Source organism: Arthrobacter sp. NPDC093139, assembly GCF_044754165.1.
Taxonomy (GTDB): Bacteria; Actinomycetota; Actinomycetes; order Actinomycetales; family Micrococcaceae; genus Arthrobacter.
Window position 1 is genome coordinate 67,991 of sequence record NZ_JBIVOO010000004.1, and the last position, 18,052, is coordinate 86,042.

Below are 18,052 nucleotides of genomic sequence, written 5' to 3' on the forward strand. Positions count from 1 at the left end.
GCTAGCGCCAGGTGCCGATGCCAATAACCGGGCCGGCCTCCAGCCAGGAGGATAGCCCGGTATATGCGTCGAACTTCATCGCGAGCAACACATCCTGACCCTCGTACTTGAGTTCGACGATCACGACGTCCGGCTGTACTTTGACCAGTTCGGCCTCGGTAGGCTGCCGCCTCCCCACCAGCTCCAGCGAACTGCGCCTGAAGCGGTGCTTGGGCCGCACGCTGAGCGAGAGCAGCCTGAACCACTCCAGCTCCGTGTCCTGATAACGACAAACCCCCATCTGCCAGCTGTTTCCAGCCGTGCAAATGGAGGCGTCAACCGTGCCGAGGGCGCGCCGCAGGTTGTAGCGGCGCACCCCCAAAAGGCACAGCGTAAAAACCAGCAACCCGAACGCGGCTGCTATGGCGATGAACGGAAAACCAGTAACGTCCATCAAGGTCGTGCTAGCGGATCCCCGCAGTGGCCGCGTCGCCCAGCTGGGCGTTGTCAGCAACAATAACCACCCGGTTGTTGTCGACGGAGAAGAATCCCCCGTCAACAACTACAGCGATACGGTCACCGGAAACCGGCTCGATTGCCATTTCACCTTCGGCCAGAATCGCCAGCAGGGGCGAGTGGCCGGGCAGGATTCCGATTTCACCATCGCTGGTGCGGGCCTTGACCATCTTGGCCGCTCCGGACCACACGAAGTGGTCCGCTGCGACAATCTCAACCTCAAGCTCAGCCATATTACTTGGTCTGTTCCTGGATCTTGGCCCACTGGCGCTCAACGTCATCGAGGCCGCCGACGTTGAAGAACGCCTGCTCCGCAACGTGGTCGAGGTCGCCGTCGCAGATGGCGGTGAAGCCCTCAACGGTGTCCTTGATGGACACGGTGGAACCCTCGACGCCGGTGAACTGCTTGGCGGTGTAGGTGTTCTGCGACAGGAACTGCTGGATGCGGCGTGCACGCGACACCACGATCTTGTCTTCCTCGGAGAGTTCGTCGACGCCGAGGATGGCGATGATGTCCTGGAGTTCCTTGTTCTTCTGCAGGATCTGCTTCACACGGACAGCCGTGTTGTAGTGGTCCTTGCCGATGTACTGGGGGTCCAGGATTCGGGAGGTCGACGTCAGCGGGTCAACGGCCGGGTACAGACCACGGGAGGCGATTTCACGGGAAAGTTCCGTGGTCGCGTCGAGGTGTGCGAAGGTCGTGGCCGGGGCCGGGTCGGTGTAGTCATCCGCGGGAACGTAGATGGCCTGCATCGAGGTGATGGAGTGGCCCTTGGTGGACGTGATGCGCTCCTGGAGGAGACCCATCTCGTCGGCCAGGTTCGGCTGGTACCCCACGGCGGAAGGCATGCGGCCGAGAAGGGTGGAGACCTCGGAACCTGCCTGCGTGAAGCGGAAGATGTTGTCGATGAAGAGCAGCACGTCCTGGTTCTGGACATCGCGGAAGTACTCCGCCATGGTCAGGGCCGACAGGGCGACGCGCAGACGCGTTCCCGGCGGCTCGTCCATCTGGCCGAATACAAGGGCGGTGTCCTTCAGAACGCCGGCTTCTTCCATTTCGACCCAGAGGTCGTTACCTTCACGGGTGCGCTCGCCAACACCGGCGAACACGGACGTACCACCGAAGTTGCGGGCAACACGGGTGATCATTTCCTGGATCAGAACGGTCTTGCCCACGCCGGCGCCGCCGAACAGGCCGATCTTTCCACCCTTGATGTACGGGGTGAGAAGGTCGATGACCTTGATGCCCGTTTCGAGCATCTCGGTGGAACCCTCGAGGGAAGCGAAGGACGGTGCCTTGCGGTGGATCGGCCAGTAGTCCGAGGCCTGGATTTCGGACTCGGCAACGTCGAGCGGCTTGCCCAGAACGTTGAAGATGTGGCCCTTGACTCCGTCGCCCACAGGCACGGAGATGGGGGCGCCGCTGTCAATAACAGACGTGCCGCGGACGAGTCCGTCGGTGGCCTGCAGGGCGATAGCGCGGACGAGGTTGTCGCCCAGGTGCTGGGAGGTCTCGAACGTGATGGTCTTGGTCTCACCGTTGAGTGTGATCTCGGTGGTGAGTGCGTTGTAAATCGAGGGGATTGCGTCAGCCGGGAATTCGACGTCGACAACCGGGCCAATGACACGTGCAATACGGCCGGTGGCACCGGACGTTGCGGCTACGTGTTCGGTAGCGGTGGCAGTCATCTCTCTCACTTCACTCAGTAGATGGCGTGGGGGTTAAGTTTATCTGTGATGCAGGTCGGCCTGGACCCGAAACCCGGCAGGCTAGGACGCGAGGGCGTCGGCGCCGGCCACGATTTCGGAGAGCTCCTGCGTAATTTCCGCCTGGCGGGCGGTGTTGCGCAAACGCGTGTACTTCTTGATGAGGTCCGTGGCGTTGTCGCCTGCGGACTTCATGGCCCGCTGGCGGGCTGCGAGCTCCGAAGCCGCCGCCTGCAACATGGCTGCGAAAATTCGGGATTCGATGTACCGCGGCAGCAGAGCATCGAGAACCTGCTCTGACTCCGGTTCGAACTCGTACAAGGGCAGCAGGTCCGATTCGGAGGCAGGCTGCTCATCTACAACTTCGAGCGGAAGAAGACGGATGACCGTCGGCTCCTGGGTCACCATGGACTTAAAGCGGGTGTACACAACGTGGATCTCGTCCACGCCGCCCTCTTCGTAGTCCGTTGCGAATTCCTTCAGCAGTGTCGCTCCGATTTCCTGCGCCGTAGCGAACTCCGGTGCGTCGGTGCCGCCGGTCCAGACCCCTCCGTAGGAGCGGCCACGGAAGTCGAAGTACGCCTGTGCCTTGCGGCCCACCACGTAGGTCTTGACTTCCTTGCCCTCGGCACGGAGAAGCTCGTTGAGGCCCTCGGCCTGCTTGAGCACACTTGCCGAGTAGGATCCTGCCAGGCCGCGGTCAGAGGTGATGACCAGCACTGCGGCGCGGCGGATGTTCTCCGGCTCGGTTGTTAGAGGGTGGTCGATTTCGCTCTGGCTTGCAACGGCAGAAACGGCGCGCGTGATCGCGTTTGCGTAAGGCAGTGAAGCTGCTACGCGTGCGCGGGCCTTGCCGATGCGCGAGGTAGCGATCAGTTCCATCGCCTTGAAGATCTTCCGCATCGACGTCGTCGAGGCGATCTTCTGGCGGTAGACCCGAATCTGGGCTCCCATACTTATCCTTTCCTAAGATCCCGATGGCCGGGACTGCCGGAACCCCTCGGGGTTCCGGCAGTCCCTGCCAACGAAACTAGCGCTTCTGCCTGACGATTTTTTCCTGGTCGACCTGGCCCTCGGAGATGGCTTCATGCTCCTCGTGGCCGGCGCCTACCAGATGGTTGTCGCCTTCGCCGAAGAAGCCCTTCTTGAAGTCGACGATCGCGTCCTTCAGCGCTGCTGCGGTGTCATCATCCAGGACGTTGGTCTGAGCCAGCGTGGTAAGGATGGACGACTTGTGCTTCAGGTGCTCAAGGAACTCGGACTCGAAGCGGCTGATGTCCTCGACGGGAACGTCGTCCAGGTGGCCCTGGGTTCCTGCCCAGATGGACACAACCTGGTCCTCGACCGGGAACGGCGAGTACTGGCCCTGCTTGAGCAGTTCCATCAGGCGTGCGCCACGGGTCAGCTGCTGGCGGGAAGCGGCGTCCAGGTCGGATGCGAACATCGCAAACGCCTGCATGTCGCGGTACTGGGCAAGATCCAGCTTCAAGGTACCGGAGACCTTCTTCATGGACTTGACCTGTGCCGCACCGCCGACGCGGGACACGGAGACACCCACGTCAACAGCGGGGCGCTGGTTGGCGTTGAAGAGGTCCGACTGCAGGAAGATCTGGCCATCGGTAATGGAGATCACGTTGGTCGGGATGTAGGCCGAAACGTCGTTTGCCTTGGTCTCGATCAGCGGCAGGCCGGTCATCGAGCCGGCACCGAGCTCGTCGGAGAGCTTGGCACAACGCTCGAGAAGGCGGGAGTGCAGGTAGAACACGTCGCCCGGGTAGGCTTCGCGTCCCGGCGGGCGGCGGAGCAGCAGCGACACTGCACGGTAGGCCTCGGCCTGCTTGGAGAGGTCATCGAACACGATGAGGACGTGCTTGCCGCCGTACATCCAGTGCTGGCCGATGGCAGACCCGGCGTAGGGAGCCAGGTACTTGAAGCCGGCGGGGTCAGAAGCCGGTGAGGCGACGATCGTGGTGTATTCCAGTGCGCCGTTGTCTTCCAGCGTCTGGCGGATGGCCGCGATGGTGGACGCCTTCTGGCCGATTGCCACGTACACGCAGCGAACCTGCTTGGTCACATCGCCGGAAGCCCAGTTGGCCTTCTGGTTGATGATCGTGTCGATGGCGATGGCGGACTTACCGGTCTGGCGGTCGCCAATGATCAGCTGGCGCTGGCCGCGGCCGATCGGAATCATGGCGTCGATGGCCTTCAGGCCGGTCTGCATCGGCTCGTGCACCGACTTGCGCTGGGTCACGCCGGGAGCCTGGAGCTCCAGTGCGCGGGTGGTCTCAGCCTTGATCTCGCCGAGGTCGTCGATGGGCACGCCCAGCGGGTCAACGACGCGGCCGAGGAACGCGTCGCCAACCGGCACGGACAGAACCTGTCCGGTGCGGTGGACTTCCTGGCCTTCTTCGATCCCGGTGAAGTCACCGAGGACGATGACACCGATCTCGCGGACGTCGAGGTTCTGGGCCAGGCCCAGGGTGCCGTCTTCGAAGCGAAGCAGCTCGTTCGCCATGACCGAGGGAAGGCCCTCAACACGGGCGATGCCGTCACTTGCGGTGGTAACACGGCCGACCTCTACGCGCTCTGCGTTTCCGGGTTCGTAGGACGCCGCGAACTCGTTCAACGCATTACGGACGTCGTCGGCGTTGATGGTCAATTCGGCCATCTGCAGTCCCTGCTCTCCTGTTTTCGTGATCATCGTTGCTCACGATGACCGGGGTTTCTATCAGTTAAGTTGTGCTTGTCCGGCTAGCCGGCCAGTTGGCGTTGCAGCTCGCCCAGACGGGTGAGGACAGAAGCATCGAGCACTTCGTCGCCCACCTGTACGCGGATGCCGCCGATCAGCAAAGGATCAACCTTGACGTTGATCTTGAGCTCGCGTCCGTAGAGGGAGTTGAGCCCCGCCTGCAGACGATTGGCCTGCGTCTCCGTCAAGGGACGCGTGACACTGACCGTTGCAATCCAGCGCTGCTGGCGCTTTGCGGCGAGCTCGGCAAACCGGGCGACGAGCCTGGTTGCCTTGATGCCGCGCGGCTGCGACACTGCCTGGCCAATCAGGACCTTTGCTTCCTCGCCTACGCCAGGAACGATCCTCTCGGCCAGGGTGATCTTTGCTGCGGCGCTGGCCTGCGGTTCAGACAGAGCACGCTGCACCTCGTGGCTGGAAGCCACGGCCTGGTTGAATGAGAACAAATCGTTCTCGAGCTCTTCCAGTCCGGTGATGCCGGAGGCAGAAACGGCCGACTTGTTTTCTGCAACGGCGATTACCACCGTTGCGGCAAGCGTCTCGAGTGCATCGCCGATGTCTCGCGCCGATGCCCAGCGTGAGCTGGCCAGTCCGGCCGCGATCTCCGCAGCCTCAGTGGAGACCTTCCCGCTGAACAGCTGCCTGATCAGCGCTGACTTTTCCTCACCGCTGCGGGACGGGTCCGTCAGGGCCCGGCGCAAGCCAGCCGAGCTGTCCACCGTTCCCAGGATTGCGAAGAGTTCCTTTGCCAACTGCAGCGATGCAAATGGAAGCCTGGCTTCCAGCCCGGTCAGCGCTTTGGTCAGCGATTCGCTCGATACACCTGCCATTACTTTGCTACACCTGCGTTCTGGTTCTCCAGATCAGCCAGGAAGCGGTCAACAACACGTGCCGCGCGCTCGTCGTCGCTCAGCGACTCACCGACGATGCGGCCAGCCAGCGTGGTGGCAAGGGTGCCCACCTCTGAACGCAGGGAGACCACGGCCGCCTGACGCTCGGATTCGATCTGTACGTGTGCCTGCGCCGTGATGCGCGCAGACTCGGCAGCAGCCTTCTCCTTCAGCTCCGCAAGGATCAGGGCGCCTTCGGCACGGGCCTCCTCGCGGATGCGGTTGGCCTCTGCGCGCGCGTCGGTGAGCTGCTGCTTGTACTCCTCGAGCGCTGCGGAAGCCTCGGCCTGGGCCTTCTCAGCCTTGGCGATGCCGCCTTCGATGGCCTCAGCACGCTCTGCGAACGTCTTCTCGAACATCGGGACAACAAACTTGACCACGATGAAAAAGAGGACAGCAAAGCCGGCGAGGACGACGCCCATTTCCCAGACATTGGGAACGAGCGGGTTAGCCGCCGCTGCGCCTTCTGTGGCGGCTGAGATGATCAGCTGATTCATATTTCACCCGTCCTTATCTACTCGGTTCTGAATGTTCGCTAGTTCTGCTGGACTAGCTAAGAACGAATGCGAAGACCAGACCCAGGATGGCGAGGGCTTCAGTCAGCGCGAGGCCGAGGAATGCGATCGGCTGCAGGACGCGCTGGGCTTCCGGCTGACGTGCCACACCGTTGATGTAAGCAGCGAACACGAGACCCACACCGATACCACCGCCGATGGCGGAGAGGCCGTAGCCGATGAGGTTGAGGGAGCCGTTGATGGAGCCTTCCATTTTTCTTCCTTTCAAGATGCCAACTCTGTGGCAGGTTGTTTGGGTTGCTTCATCCCCGCGAGGGGGAAGTTTAGGGGTGCCTAGTGGCTGTCGGCGTGAATGGCGCCTTCGATGTAGATAGCCGTCAGCAGGGTGAAGACGTAGGCCTGCAGTGCCATGATCAGCGCTTCGAGCATGTACATGGCGATTGCACCGGCCAGGACCAGAACAGAGGTCCCCTTCAGAAGAACGTTTTCCTGCATGACGAGGAACTCAATCCCCGAGCCGGCGATCATGACGATCAGGTGGCCTGCCAGCATGGTGGCGAACAGACGGAGGCTGTGCGTGACAGGACGGACCAGGAAGTTGGAGATGATCTCGATCGGGATGACGATCGGCAGGATGTAGACCGGGACTCCGGAGGGAACCGTGGCGAGCTTGAAGTAACGCAGGCCGTTCTTCTTGACGCCGATGCCGATCCAGGTGATGTACACGATGGCGGCCAGGACGTAGGCACCGCCCACGTGGGAGAAACTCGGCAGCTGGATCAGCGGGATCGCGCCGTAGATGTTGTTCACCAGGATGAAGAAGAACAGCGTGAACAGCAGCGGGACGTACTTCATGAAGTCCCTGCCGCCGATGATGTCCTTGGCGATGCTGTTGCGGACGAAGCCGTAGGCCATCTCGCCGGCGAACTGCAGCTTGCCAGGAACCATCTGCTGCTTCCGCGCAGCTAGCATAAAGAACGTAGCGATAATGACGACGGACAGGATTACCAGCAGCATCTGCTTGGAGAATCCGTCATGCGCACCGAACGGCAGGATCGCCGGCAGGTGCATTTCTTCAATTCCGGGAGGCGTGAAGACTCCTGAATTTTGGGCCGGGAGCGCAAGCGCGATCAACGCGTTTCCTCTCTGCAGTGTCCATCGTTGGGCGTTGGTTGGGTTCCGGCGTGACTCATGCTCGCCCTCCCCCTTGTAAAGTTATTTGGCATTACTGGTCCCGTCCTCGGACGGGCCGCTGGCTGCACCATTCCCACCAGTCGGTTTCTTCGAACTGGTGAGGCCGTGCATATGGGATAAATAGAATCCTCCCGCAGCTCCAAGCAGAGCGCCTGCGAGCACGATCCAGCGGGTTCCCCACAGATAATCCAGACCCCACCCTATCAAACTCCAGACCATGATTCCGCCAATAATGTAGCTAAACACGGCGATTCCAGCGTTGTAACCGCCGTCACCATATCCGGCGGAGTCGCCAGGGGTGCCGGCCGGTTTGCGGGCGTCGTCGGCAGGGTTGTTTTCGGAGTGGTGCGGCTTAGACATCAGTGGTTCCGCCATCCGATTGTGGGTTTGGCCGGGGGTCATTGAAGATCTGCAGGCGCGCCTTGCTGAAGCCATAGATTTCGGCAGCCTGCCAGAAGACCACAGCCACGACAGCTCCGATGAGGAACCAGCGTTCGTGCAGCCATGCCGGCGCGCCGAGAATGAAAAGCACGACCGCAAAGCCAATGACTTTTACGAAGTAAGTCGCGACGAACAGGCCGACGGCGCCGGAGGGATTGTTTTGGCCGACAAAGTGGCCAATCAGGAGGCTGATGGCAAAAAATGCCATCACCAGCAGGCCGCCGAACGTGCTCGAAAGCAGCCCGATCCAGCCGTTCAGAATCAGGGCAACGATGCCCGCGAGCAGCAGCGCTCCGCCGGCTGTTGCCGAGCTCAGGCCCAGCAGACCGAGCCACAGCGACTGCCTGGGACCGGATGCGCCAACGGATCCGTTGCCGGACAGAGGTCCGGGCTCGGCGTCGGAGGTCATGCGGTCCCAATCGTCGGAGGCAGGGGTGAATTCGGTGCAGGACACACCTGCCCCTGAATTCTACACGAGATAGAAATTATTACGGAAACCACCGGCTACTGTGTATCAGCGCTGCGGCGGCTCAAATACGGCCAGGCAGTGATGAGCCCCATGCCCAGTGTTGCCATGAGATCGAGGGCCAGCACAATCTGCCAGGGGTAGACAGCAAACGCGAGGCCGCCAAACGATAGAACGGCTGCCCACAGGTAAAGCAGCATCACCGCGGTGCGGTGGGAGTAGCCGATATCCATGAGTTTGTGGTGAAGATGCCCCCGGTCCGCGGACCAGGGCGAACGGCCGACGGCGGTGCGCCGGACCACGGCGAGGCCCAGGTCGAGCAGAGGCAGGAAGAGGACGGCGAACGGCAGCAGGATGGGGATGATCGTGGGGATACCGTTGACGCGGTCATAGAGGCCCGAGGTGATCTGTCCCGTTGAGACCACGCCGGCGGACGCCATCAGCAGGCCTATCAGCATGGCTCCGGAGTCGCCCATAAAAATCTTCGAGGGAAACCAGTTGTGCGGCAGGAAGCCCAGGCAGCTGCCCACCAGGACTGCCGTGAGGAGGGTTGCCAGGTCGGAGCGGTCCAGGATCGGCGCGTTCCGGTGGACCCAGTAGGCGGTCAGGAAGAACGCGGACCCGCCGATAATCGCAACCCCTGCCGCGAGCCCGTCCAGACCGTCGATGAAGTTGAATGCGTTCATCGTGACGACGATGAGACCTGTGGTGAGAAGGATGTTCACAGGGTCCGAGTTAAAACTGATCGGCTCCGGAACGAATGGAATGACGGTCATCCGCACGCCCCAGACCGCCACGACGAGAGCCGCCAGGCTCTGCCCGATCAGCTTGATCCACCAGCGCAGGTCCAGGAGGTCGTCAGCGACACCGACGAGCACGATGACGGCCGCACCCGCCAAGACACCCCAGGGCGCCGCATTTCCCCGGAAGATGTCCTTGACGAAGAAGGACTGGCTGGCCACAACCAGGGCCACGAGCACACCGGCAAAGATCCCCAGCCCGCCCAGTCGCGAGACCGGGCTCGAATGCATGTCCCGGCTGCGGATCGGTGCGAACAGCTCAAGCCGGTTGCCGACCAGCCGCGCGCCCCAGGTTGCCGCATAGGACACGATGGCCGCTGTCAGCATCATGCTCAGGTACATGATCATGGGGTCTCCCCCGGCCGGTCGGCGCTCAGGGAGCCTGAGCGGCGAGTGTGGCGGCCGCTCCTGCCGAGGGGGCGCGCAGCGGCGCTGTGCTGCATTTTATGCCGACGCAGATTCGGGGTCCGGCTGGGTGGACTGTAGGGGCTCGATAGCTGTGGATCTGACGTGCAATAAATGAAACTTCTCCGTCGCCATGCGCACAGACAGGCACTGCATGAGTGCCTGACAGGGCTGTATTACAGTGGACTCTAGTCAAGATACTAATGCCAACGGGTACATCGCTTCGCGTCACACGGCCTTATGCCGGCGGGAAACTTGCCGACGGCCGCGCTGAAAGGATCCCGTAATGCCAGTGTCCGTCGCCGTTGCTGCCGTAACGTTTGACCGTCCCCGTGAACTCGCCGTCCTCCTTAACGCCATCAACAGCCAGACGGCTCAGGTGGCGTCGATCTGCCTTGTGGACAGCGGCACCGTTCCCGCCAGGGAGGTAGCCGAGGGGCACCACAACGTGGACTACATCCGCTCGGAGGCGAACCTCGGCGGAGCCGGCGGGTTTTCGCTGGCCGTCCTGAAGGCCGTGGCCAGCGGTGCTGACTGGATCTGGATGATGGACGACGACGCCGAGCCGGCCGACACCGAATGCCTGGCCACCCTGATCCGGGAGGCCGAGGCCCGGGACCTTGAGGCCGTGGTTCCGCTGGTCGTGGCGCCCGGGCACCCCGACCGGCTGTCCTTCTTCTTCCGGCTGGACGGCAAAGTGACCCACGACCGCGCCGCGCTGGAAAAGGTGGGTTTCCTTCCCCAGGACGGGCATTTCTTCAACGGGGCACTGATCCGTTCAGACGTCTTCTTTAAAGTTGGCCTGCCCGACATGCGCCTTTTTATCCGGGGTGACGAGGTGGACTTCACCATCCGTCTGCGCAAGGCGGGGATCCGGTTCGGCACCGTCACCACGGCGGCGATCAGCCATCCCCACGCGTTCTCCGAAACCCAGCACGTCTTTGGCCCCCGGTGGCACGTCATCGTTCCGGAATCGGCGTTCAAGCGTTACTACTACTACCGCAACCGCGGCTACCTGATCCGCCGTTACTTCCGCATCAAGTCCCTGACTGCCGACGTCGGCGGCTACCTGGGATACTTCCTGCGCCGCGGTGACTTCCGGGGCCTGGCCGACTGGTTCAGGGCATTTTCGACGGGCCTTCGAGGCAAGGGTTTCGGCCCGCTCAAGGACCAGAAGTTCTAGAGCTCCCGTGGCTGCCCGCTGCCGTCCGGCGTTGCAGGCGGCGCCGGACCAGCAGGCCGAGCAGCACCCACGGTTCACCGAGAACGCGATACGCAACGCGCCGCGGGTGAAGCACGAGCCGCCACGCCCACTCGAGACCAAGCCTGCCGAGCCAGCGCGGCGCCAGCTTTTGAATGCCGGCAATCTGCTCGATGGCACCGCCCACGGCGCAGTAGACCGCCGGAGGCAGCGAGCCAAGGCGGCGCAGCAGCACTTCTTCCTGCAGGGGCATGCCCAGGCCAACGAGCACCAGCTGGGGCCGCTGCTCCGCAAGCCACTCCACCGCAGCCTCTTCAATGTCGTCGTTCCAGCCATCGCCGGGCATGCCGGAGACGGTAGCCCCGGGAACGATGCCCTGCAGCTTTGCCACAGCGCGCGCATTGGCCACAGGCCCTGCCCCTAGGATCGCGATCCGCTCCAGTCCGCGGACCTCCCCCAGCGCCGGGATCCAGTCGGTCGATCCCAACCGGTAGTCCATGACGGGCACAGCGTGGTGCTTTCCCCGCCCCCACAGCCACAGCACAGGGGCGCCGTCGATCAGGACAACATCGCTGTCCTCATAGAATTTGCGGAATTCAGGTTCGGAATGGAACAGCGTGACGCTGTGGAGGTTGTGTCCGACGACGGTCCGCGTGGTGCCGTCAGCAACGAACCTGTTGAGCACGCCGGTAAGTCCGGCCACGTCCAGCGGCGTGGCTTCGACTCCCAGGACGGGTACCGCCTGGCGCTGGAGCATCATTCAGCACGGGGCGCTTTGCCGCCCTCGGATTCATCGGCGACAGGATCCACCGCGGGCTCAACATCGGCAGGCTCATCGCCGGCGGGCTCGTCGTCGGCGGGTGCGGCCGCAGCGTCCGCACCGGCAGCATGACCGTTGATGTCGAGCAGCCCGGGCACCACCTCCCTGAGCCGTTCCAGGCTGACGGCGCCTTCCCGCACCACGCGCAGCGGCCGGGATGTGGCGTCCACGATCGTGGAGGGCAGGGCGTCGGTTCCCTCAACGGGACGGAATCCGCCTTCCAGATAGACCTCCACGGACTCGGCAAGCTGGGAGCGTGCTTCAAAGGCGGTCTGCGCTGGTGCCTGCCCGGTCCTGTTGGCGGACGAGACGGCCAGCGGACCGGTCAGGGTCAGCAGCTCCTGCGCCACTTCATCGGCCGGAATCCTGAGCGCCACGGTTCCCTTGGTGTCACCCAGGTCCCAGTCCAGCGAGGGCTGCGCGTGCAGGATAAGCGTCAGTCCGCCGGGCCAGAAGGCCTCCGCCAGCTTGCGTGCCTCAGGAAAGACATCCGTGGCCAGACCGTCCAAGGCGTTAAGACGCGGCATCAGCACGGGGGGCGGCATGCTCCGGCTGCGGCCCTTCGACACCAGCAGCATGGTGACGGCCTGCGGCGAAAACGCGTCCGCGGCGATCCCGTAGACGGTGTCCGTGGGAAACACCACGCACTTCTTCTCGAGGATGGCACGCCGTGCGTGAGCCAGTCCTGCGGTACGCTCATCGTCGGCCATGCAGTTATAGGTAGTGGTCACTGCCTTATTCTTTCATTACTCCGCGCCTGCCGTGGCGAGGACGGCGCTGGTAGCGCGTTCCTTGCCGTTGAGATCCACGTGCGTGGTGACTTCCGTCCACCGGCCCGTCCGGGACAGCATGGCCGCGATCCAGGCGGCCTGGACTTCGGCGTGTTCCATCACGAAGTACCCGCCGGGAACCAGCAGCCGCGCCGCAGAGGCGGCAGCCGCCGTCGGCAGTTCCATGCCGTCCGCTCCCCCGCCGTAAAGCGCTTCGGGCGGGTCGTGGAGCGCCACTTCGGGTTCGTTCGGGATAGCTTCGGCGGGGATGTAGGGCGGGTTGGACACCACGACGTCGAAGGTCCCGTTGAGTTCCTTCAATGCGTCCCTCAGGTCCCCGCGGATGAGTCGGACGTTGAGGGGCCGGAGGTTTTTTGCCGCCCAGGCGTGCGCGAACTCGCTGTACTCCACAGCATGGACCTCGGCCTCGGGCACCTCGTGGGCCACGGAGCCCGCAATGGCCCCCGAACCGGTGCCCAAATCCACCACTTTGGGGTGGCGCGCCCCAGCACGGATCAGTGCGTGGAGCCGGTCGATGACCAGCTGGACCACCGATTCCGTTTCCGGGCGGGGAATGAAGACCCCAGGGCCCACGGCCAGCTGAAGGTAGCGGAAATGTGCGACGCCCGTAATGTGCTGCAGCGGAATGCGCCGGGCACGCTCGGCCACCAGTTCCGCATAGCCGGCCGGCGCCGGCGTATCTCCGAGCATCATGGCCCGCAGCCTTCCCAGGCCCACGCCTAGCAGGTGGTCGGCCAGCAGTTCGGCGTCAACCCGGGGGCTCGGAACTCCGGCAGCGGCCAGGAGTCCGGTGGCCTCGCGGACGGCATCGCCAAGGGACAGCCCCGACTGGGCCGGATCATGCTCGGTCGTCATCTGGTTTTGGCGGTCCGGCTAGTCGCCGATGGCGTCCAGGCGTGCCTGCTCGTCCATCTCGATGGCGGACTGGATCACCGGTTCAAGGTCGCCGTTCATGACCTGGTCCAGGTTGTACGCCTTGTAGCCGGTGCGGTGGTCAGCGATCCGGTTTTCCGGATAGTTGTAGGTGCGGATCCGCTCGGAACGGTCCATGGTGCGGATCTGCGACTTCCGCTGGGCCGAGTTTTCGGCGTCGATCTGTTCCTGCTGGTGCGCCAGGATGCGGGCACGGAGAACGCGCATGCCGGCCTCGCGGTTCTGCAGCTGCGACTTCTCGTTCTGCATGGCCACGACGATCCCGGTCGGAAGGTGGGTGATGCGCACCGCCGAGTCGGTGGTGTTGACGGACTGGCCGCCGGGTCCCGACGACCGGTAGACGTCGATCTTGAGGTCGTTCTGGTTGATTTCGAGCTCTTCAGGCTCGTCCACCTCGGGAAGGACCAGCACGCCGGCAGCCGAGGTGTGGATGCGGCCCTGCGATTCGGTGACGGGCACGCGCTGCACGCGGTGCACGCCGCCCTCGAACTTCAGCCGCGCATAAACGCCTTCGGCGGGGTCGTTCGAGCTGCCCTTGACGGCCATCTGGACATCCTTGTACCCGCCCAGATCCGACTCGGTTGCGGAAATGATTTCGGTCTTCCAGCCGCGCGACTCCGCATAGCGGGTGTACATGCGCAGGAGGTCACCGGCGAACAGCGCAGCCTCGTCGCCGCCTTCACCGCCCTTGACCTCGAGGATCACGTTGCGGGCATCGTCCGGGTCGCGCGGAATGAGGAGCCGGCGAAGCTTTGCAGCGGTAGTCTCGAGGGCGGCCTCAAGCTCGGGCACCTCGGCAGCGAACTCAGGATCCTCGGCAGCCATTTCCTTGGCTGCCGCCAGGTCATCCTGGAGCCCGTGCCACTTGTGATAGGTCTCCACGATGCCGTTAAGCTGCGCGGACCGCCGCCCCAACTTCCGCGCCAGCTTCTGGTCAGCATAGACAGCCGGATCGCCCAGCTGAGCCTGAATAGCATCATGCTCATCAAGCAGGCCCTGTACGGACTCAAACATTTTCAAAACCTCTTTCGACTCTTTCAAGTCTAGTAATGCGGCGGCGTTAGGTGAGAGGACAGCAAGACGTTCGGGGGGACAAAAAGCCGTACGACAAAGGGGTGGGGCCCGCGAGAATACGCGACGGCCCCACCCCCAGCTCAGCTACTTGTCGTTGTCCGACTTAGCACCAAGCGTCGTCTTCTGAACCTGCATGAGGAACTCGACGTTGCTCTGCGTCTCCCGGATCTTGTTGGTCAGGAGTTCAAGGCTCTGCTGGGTTTCGAGTCCGGAGAGGACGCGGCGCAGCTTCCACATGATCTTGACCTCTTCAGGCGAGAGGAGGTTCTCTTCGCGCCGGGTACCGGACGCGTTGACGTCCACGGCCGGGAAGATGCGCTTGTCAGCCAGCTGGCGGGACAGGCGGAGTTCCATGTTGCCGGTGCCCTTGAACTCTTCGAAAATGACCTCATCCATCTTGGAGCCGGTCTCGACGAGCGCGGTGGCCAGAATGGTCAGCGAGCCGCCGTTTTCGATGTTGCGGGCAGCACCGAAGAAGCGCTTCGGCGGGTACAGGGCTGCGGAGTCGACACCACCGGACAGGATGCGGCCAGAAGCCGGTGCTGCCAGGTTGTAGGCGCGGCCCAGGCGGGTCATGGAGTCGAGGAGCACCACGACGTCCATGCCCATTTCCACGAGCCGCTTGGCGCGTTCAATGGAGAGCTCGGCCACGGTGGTGTGGTCGTCGGCGGGACGGTCGAAGGTGGAGGCGATAACCTCGCCCTTGACTGTGCGCTGCATGTCCGTGACTTCTTCGGGGCGTTCGTCAACGAGCACCATCATGAGGTGGACCTCAGGATTGTTGGTGGTGATGGCGTTGGCGATGGACTGCAGGATGAGGGTCTTGCCGGCCTTCGGCGGCGAGACGATGAGGCCGCGCTGTCCCTTGCCGATCGGGGCAACCAGGTCGATGACGCGGGGCCCGATCTTCTTGGGGTCCGTCTCGAGGCGGAGGCGCTCGGACGGGTACAGCGGAACCAGCTTGGCGAACTCAACGCGGTCCTTGAGGTCCTCGGAGGTCTTGCCGTTGACCGAGGTCACGCGCACCAGGGCATTGAACTTCTGGCGTGCGGACTGCTGGCCGCGGTCCTCCCCGTCGCGCGGAGCGCGGATGGCACCGACGACGGCGTCACCCTTGCGCAGGTTGTACTTCTTGACCTGGGCGAGGGACACGTAGACATCGTTCGGGCCCGGCAGGTAGCCGGAAGTGCGGATGAAGGCGTAGTTCTCCAGGACATCCAGGATGCCTGCCACGGGCAGCAGGACGTCATCGTCAGTGACCTCGACGTCGTCGACGTCGGGTCCCTGGCTGCGTCCCCGGCGGCGGTCGTTGCGGTCGCGGAAGCGGTCGTTGCGGTTGCCGTCCCGGCTGTCGGACCGGTTGTCGGACCGTTCGTTGCGGTCGCGGCGGTTGCGGCGGTTCCTGCGGCTGCCGCCATCGGTGTCGTCGCCGTCGCGGCTGTCATCGCGACGGTTGTCACGGCCGCCTGCGCTTTCAGCAGAGTCGCGGCCACCACGGGTGCGGCCGGCTTCGCGGCGGTCCGTGCGCTGTGCGCCCTCGCCGGCGTCGCCACCCTGCTCGCGGGTCTCAGCACCGCGGGTCTCAGCACCGCGGGTCTCAGCACCGCGCGTTTCCGCCGGAGCGGCTTCGGCCGGGGCCTCGGCAGTTTCGGCCTGCGGGGCCGCTGCGGCGGCCTCGCCGCGGCGGCGGTTCCGAGTGCGCGGCGGGCGGCGTTCGCCGGCGCCTTCGCCGGCTGCGGCTTCGGGGGCCTCGGCGGCTGCCGGGGCAGCCGGTGCTTCGACGGCGGCGGGCTCGGCGGCAGGTTCAGCGGCTGGAGTGGAGACTACACCGTCGCTGACGGCGCGGCGGCTGCGGCCACGGCCCCGGGCACGGGTGCCTTCCTGGGCCGGGGCTTCCGTCGCTGCAGCAGGGGCGGCCGGAGCCGTTACGTCTGCAGCAGCGCTGCTGTCACCGGTGGTCTTCGCAGCACCCCGGGCTGGAGCCGTGGGTGCTGAAGTACCCGCACGATGCGCCGAGATGGCAGAGACGAGGTCTCCCTTGCGCATACGGGAGCCGCCGGAAATACCAAGCTGGCTGGCAAGAGCCTGCAGCTGGGCGAGCTTGAGGCCGGCGAGGCCGCTGCTCTTGGCGGGTGCTTCCGTCAACGATCCGGAAGCTGAAGATGGTGTGTCCACAGCTGGCGACAGCTCAGTGGTTTCGGTCACGAAGGATCCTTCCCCCTCGACGGCGTCCAGACTGGGAGCTGGACGCGATGATTTGATCTGGGCTGCAGTTCAGATCTGCAGCCGGGATTTCGGCCTTGCCGGATGGAATTCGCGGCAGGGCCGGATACTGATCGCCTTCAACGCTCCGTAATTCAGCGGGACGTCGGACTGACGGTTCAGGGAACAGAATGCTTTCTGTAAGCCCGTCAGGCCAAGGAGGCGGCACCGGAAAATACTGCGCATTACGAAGACGAAGCAGCAGCAGAACTGAGCAGGTCAGGACCGGAATAGGCAACATGGCCGATAATCAGGTTCTTGACTGCACGGTCTTTGGCTGCAGGGCCCCTTGACTGCAGAGTCGCTGTCTGACTGCATAACTGCGATGACTGAATGCGGGTTTACCGCCGGTGCACTCCCACTTTAGCACCTTCAACGTCCACTGCCAGCTTCATCACTCGCCAGTTGATATCAGGCGTGTTCTCCGCCGTGAACGTATTGATGAACTGCAGCACATCCGCGGCTTCCGCCTCGCCGTTGGCAAGCACCAGGACGGTGGGCCCGGCGCCGGAAACGACGGCGGCGTGCCCGGTTTGGCGCAGCGCCTTGATGAGGGCGGCGCTGGGCCGCATCGCCTCCGCGCGGTAGCTCTGGTGCAGGAAGTCTTCGGTACCGGCGAGCAGAAGTTCCGGCTTGTTTGTCAGGGCGTGGATGAGGAGTGCGGCGCGGCCGGAGTTCATGGCTGCTGCGTGGTGGCCCACGGAGGCCGGCAGCAGGGCACGCGCGGCTTCCGTGGACAGCTCATAATCGGGCACGGCCACGATGGGGATAACGGCTTCGTTCACTGCGGCGCAGGTGCTGCTGTACTGGTCACTGTCCTGCCACGACAGCGCCAGCCCACCGAAAATCGCCGGGGCGACGTTGTCCGGGTGCCCCTCCATTTCACTGGTCAGCTGGAGGATCCAGTTCCGGTCCTGCTGCTCCCCCGAGGGGAGCAGGGCGTTTGCTGCCGTAACGGCGGCCACCACCGCGGCTGCAGACGAACCCAGGCCGCGGCCGTGCGGGTTGACGTTCTCTGCCGTGATCTTCAGGCCGTTGTGGCGGTAGCCCAGGCGCGAGAACGCCGCATTCATGGCCCTGACCACGAGGTGGCTGGCATCGCGGGGCAGGGACGCGGCTCCCTCACCGCTGAGCTCGAAAACCAGCTCCCCGCTCTCGAGGCTCTCGACCGTCAGGGTGTCGTGCAGCGTCAGGGCGAGGCCGAGGCTGTCATAGCCGGGCCCGAGGTTCGCGCTGGTGGCAGGCACCCGGACGGTAACCTGCTGCCCGCTTTGAATCGCGGGCAGCTGGTGGGTTTGGGGCAGCATGG

At 63.9% G+C, this 18,052-nt stretch carries 19 protein-coding genes; 1 reads left to right on the plus strand and 18 read right to left on the minus strand.

Features of this window, described 5'->3' with window-relative positions; translation table 11 throughout:
• Nucleotide 1 precedes the first annotated feature (1 nt).
• The 12 genes from ACIP90_RS08185 to ACIP90_RS08240 all read right to left on the minus strand — a co-directional run bounded on the left by ACIP90_RS08185 (nt 2) and on the right by ACIP90_RS08240 (nt 9,605).
• Nucleotides 2–433, minus strand: a complete 432-nt coding sequence (locus tag ACIP90_RS08185; protein ID WP_400578420.1) for a DUF2550 domain-containing protein — start codon at nt 431–433, stop codon at nt 2–4.
• A gap of 10 nt (nt 434–443) precedes the next feature.
• Complete coding sequence (locus ACIP90_RS08190) at nt 444–728, minus strand: F0F1 ATP synthase subunit epsilon (protein ID WP_205653639.1); 285 nt, start codon at nt 726–728, stop codon at nt 444–446.
• 1 nt (nt 729) lies between these two features.
• Nucleotides 730–2,184, minus strand: a complete 1,455-nt coding sequence (gene atpD / locus ACIP90_RS08195) for a F0F1 ATP synthase subunit beta (protein WP_400578422.1) — start codon at nt 2,182–2,184, stop codon at nt 730–732.
• Between the two features lie 81 nt (nt 2,185–2,265).
• Complete coding sequence (locus ACIP90_RS08200) at nt 2,266–3,156, minus strand: F0F1 ATP synthase subunit gamma (RefSeq protein WP_400578424.1); 891 nt, start codon at nt 3,154–3,156, stop codon at nt 2,266–2,268.
• Between the two features lie 76 nt (nt 3,157–3,232).
• Nucleotides 3,233–4,870: a F0F1 ATP synthase subunit alpha gene (atpA, locus tag ACIP90_RS08205; RefSeq protein ID WP_400578917.1), complete on the minus strand. Its 1,638-nt coding sequence runs from the start codon at nt 4,868–4,870 to the stop codon at nt 3,233–3,235.
• Nucleotides 4,871–4,953: 83 nt separating this feature from the next.
• On the minus strand, nt 4,954–5,781 hold the full coding sequence (locus tag ACIP90_RS08210) for a F0F1 ATP synthase subunit delta (protein WP_400578425.1): 828 nt from the start codon (nt 5,779–5,781) through the stop codon (nt 4,954–4,956).
• Nucleotides 5,781–6,338, minus strand: a complete 558-nt coding sequence (locus ACIP90_RS08215; RefSeq protein WP_400578427.1) for a F0F1 ATP synthase subunit B — start codon at nt 6,336–6,338, stop codon at nt 5,781–5,783. Before ACIP90_RS08215 ends, ACIP90_RS08210 begins: the two co-directional genes overlap by 1 nt.
• Before the next feature lie 52 nt (nt 6,339–6,390).
• Entirely contained in the window at nt 6,391–6,609 is a 219-nt protein-coding gene (gene atpE, locus ACIP90_RS08220; protein ID WP_011692451.1) for an ATP synthase F0 subunit C, read from the minus strand.
• A gap of 80 nt (nt 6,610–6,689) precedes the next feature.
• On the minus strand, nt 6,690–7,490 hold the full coding sequence (gene atpB, locus ACIP90_RS08225) for a F0F1 ATP synthase subunit A (RefSeq protein ID WP_400578428.1): 801 nt from the start codon (nt 7,488–7,490) through the stop codon (nt 6,690–6,692).
• Between the two features lie 81 nt (nt 7,491–7,571).
• Entirely contained in the window at nt 7,572–7,910 is a 339-nt protein-coding gene (locus tag ACIP90_RS08230; protein WP_400578429.1) for a hypothetical protein, read from the minus strand.
• A complete protein-coding gene (locus tag ACIP90_RS08235) occupies nt 7,903–8,400 on the minus strand; it encodes a hypothetical protein (protein ID WP_400578919.1) in 498 nt (165 codons plus the stop codon). The genes ACIP90_RS08230 and ACIP90_RS08235 overlap by 8 nt, the downstream gene beginning before the upstream one ends.
• Nucleotides 8,401–8,495: 95 nt before the next feature.
• Entirely contained in the window at nt 8,496–9,605 is a 1,110-nt protein-coding gene (locus tag ACIP90_RS08240; RefSeq protein WP_400578431.1) for an MraY family glycosyltransferase, read from the minus strand.
• 343 nt (nt 9,606–9,948) lie between these two features.
• Between ACIP90_RS08240 and ACIP90_RS08245 the strand changes: the two genes are divergently transcribed.
• Nucleotides 9,949–10,845 carry a glycosyltransferase gene (locus tag ACIP90_RS08245; RefSeq protein ID WP_400578433.1) on the plus strand — a complete coding sequence of 299 codons (897 nt, stop codon included), beginning with the start codon at nt 9,949–9,951 and terminating at the stop codon, nt 10,843–10,845.
• On the opposite strand, the gene ACIP90_RS08250 is transcribed toward ACIP90_RS08245, so the two are convergent.
• The 6 genes from ACIP90_RS08250 to thrB all read right to left on the minus strand — a co-directional run bounded on the left by ACIP90_RS08250 (nt 10,826) and on the right by thrB (nt 18,050).
• Nucleotides 10,826–11,623, minus strand: coding sequence for a WecB/TagA/CpsF family glycosyltransferase (locus ACIP90_RS08250; RefSeq protein WP_400578435.1), 798 nt, complete (start codon nt 11,621–11,623; stop codon nt 10,826–10,828). The two genes, ACIP90_RS08245 and ACIP90_RS08250, sit on opposite strands and share 20 nt — an antisense overlap.
• Nucleotides 11,620–12,414, minus strand: coding sequence for an L-threonylcarbamoyladenylate synthase (locus ACIP90_RS08255; protein ID WP_400578437.1), 795 nt, complete (start codon nt 12,412–12,414; stop codon nt 11,620–11,622). The genes ACIP90_RS08250 and ACIP90_RS08255 overlap by 4 nt, the downstream gene beginning before the upstream one ends.
• 15 nt (nt 12,415–12,429) lie before the next feature.
• Nucleotides 12,430–13,329, minus strand: coding sequence for a peptide chain release factor N(5)-glutamine methyltransferase (prmC, locus tag ACIP90_RS08260; protein ID WP_400578438.1), 900 nt, complete (start codon nt 13,327–13,329; stop codon nt 12,430–12,432).
• Between the two features lie 18 nt (nt 13,330–13,347).
• Complete coding sequence (prfA, locus tag ACIP90_RS08265) at nt 13,348–14,421, minus strand: peptide chain release factor 1 (protein WP_400578440.1); 1,074 nt, start codon at nt 14,419–14,421, stop codon at nt 13,348–13,350.
• Between the two features lie 144 nt (nt 14,422–14,565).
• Nucleotides 14,566–16,686 carry a transcription termination factor Rho gene (gene rho, locus ACIP90_RS08270; protein ID WP_400578442.1) on the minus strand — a complete coding sequence of 707 codons (2,121 nt, stop codon included), beginning with the start codon at nt 16,684–16,686 and terminating at the stop codon, nt 14,566–14,568.
• A 398-nt stretch (nt 16,687–17,084) separates the two neighbouring features.
• Nucleotides 17,085–18,050, minus strand: coding sequence for a homoserine kinase (gene thrB / locus ACIP90_RS08275; RefSeq protein WP_400578444.1), 966 nt, complete (start codon nt 18,048–18,050; stop codon nt 17,085–17,087).
• Nucleotides 18,051–18,052 lie beyond the last annotated feature (2 nt).

Bases quoted from the DNA above. Each gene is read 5' to 3' on its own strand.
- ACIP90_RS08185 (WP_400578420.1), bottom strand. From the start codon at position 433: ATGGACGTTACTGGTTTTCCGTTCATCGCCATAGCAGCCGCGTTCGGG.
- ACIP90_RS08190 (WP_205653639.1), bottom strand. From the start codon at position 728: ATGGCTGAGCTTGAGGTTGAGATTGTCGCAGCGGACCACTTCGTGTGG.
- atpD (WP_400578422.1), bottom strand. From the start codon at position 2,184: ATGACTGCCACCGCTACCGAACACGTAGCCGCAACGTCCGGTGCCACC.
- ACIP90_RS08200 (WP_400578424.1), bottom strand. From the start codon at position 3,156: ATGGGAGCCCAGATTCGGGTCTACCGCCAGAAGATCGCCTCGACGACG.
- atpA (WP_400578917.1), bottom strand. From the start codon at position 4,870: ATGGCCGAATTGACCATCAACGCCGACGACGTCCGTAATGCGTTGAAC.
- ACIP90_RS08210 (WP_400578425.1), bottom strand. From the start codon at position 5,781: ATGGCAGGTGTATCGAGCGAATCGCTGACCAAAGCGCTGACCGGGCTG.
- ACIP90_RS08215 (WP_400578427.1), bottom strand. From the start codon at position 6,338: ATGAATCAGCTGATCATCTCAGCCGCCACAGAAGGCGCAGCGGCGGCT.
- atpE (WP_011692451.1), bottom strand. From the start codon at position 6,609: ATGGAAGGCTCCATCAACGGCTCCCTCAACCTCATCGGCTACGGCCTC.
- ACIP90_RS08230 (WP_400578429.1), bottom strand. From the start codon at position 7,910: ATGTCTAAGCCGCACCACTCCGAAAACAACCCTGCCGACGACGCCCGC.
- ACIP90_RS08235 (WP_400578919.1), bottom strand. From the start codon at position 8,400: ATGACCTCCGACGCCGAGCCCGGACCTCTGTCCGGCAACGGATCCGTT.
- ACIP90_RS08240 (WP_400578431.1), bottom strand. From the start codon at position 9,605: ATGATCATGTACCTGAGCATGATGCTGACAGCGGCCATCGTGTCCTAT.
- ACIP90_RS08245 (WP_400578433.1), top strand. From the start codon at position 9,949: ATGCCAGTGTCCGTCGCCGTTGCTGCCGTAACGTTTGACCGTCCCCGT.
- ACIP90_RS08250 (WP_400578435.1), bottom strand. From the start codon at position 11,623: ATGATGCTCCAGCGCCAGGCGGTACCCGTCCTGGGAGTCGAAGCCACG.
- prmC (WP_400578438.1), bottom strand. From the start codon at position 13,329: ATGACGACCGAGCATGATCCGGCCCAGTCGGGGCTGTCCCTTGGCGAT.
- prfA (WP_400578440.1), bottom strand. From the start codon at position 14,421: ATGTTTGAGTCCGTACAGGGCCTGCTTGATGAGCATGATGCTATTCAG.
- thrB (WP_400578444.1), bottom strand. From the start codon at position 18,050: ATGCTGCCCCAAACCCACCAGCTGCCCGCGATTCAAAGCGGGCAGCAG.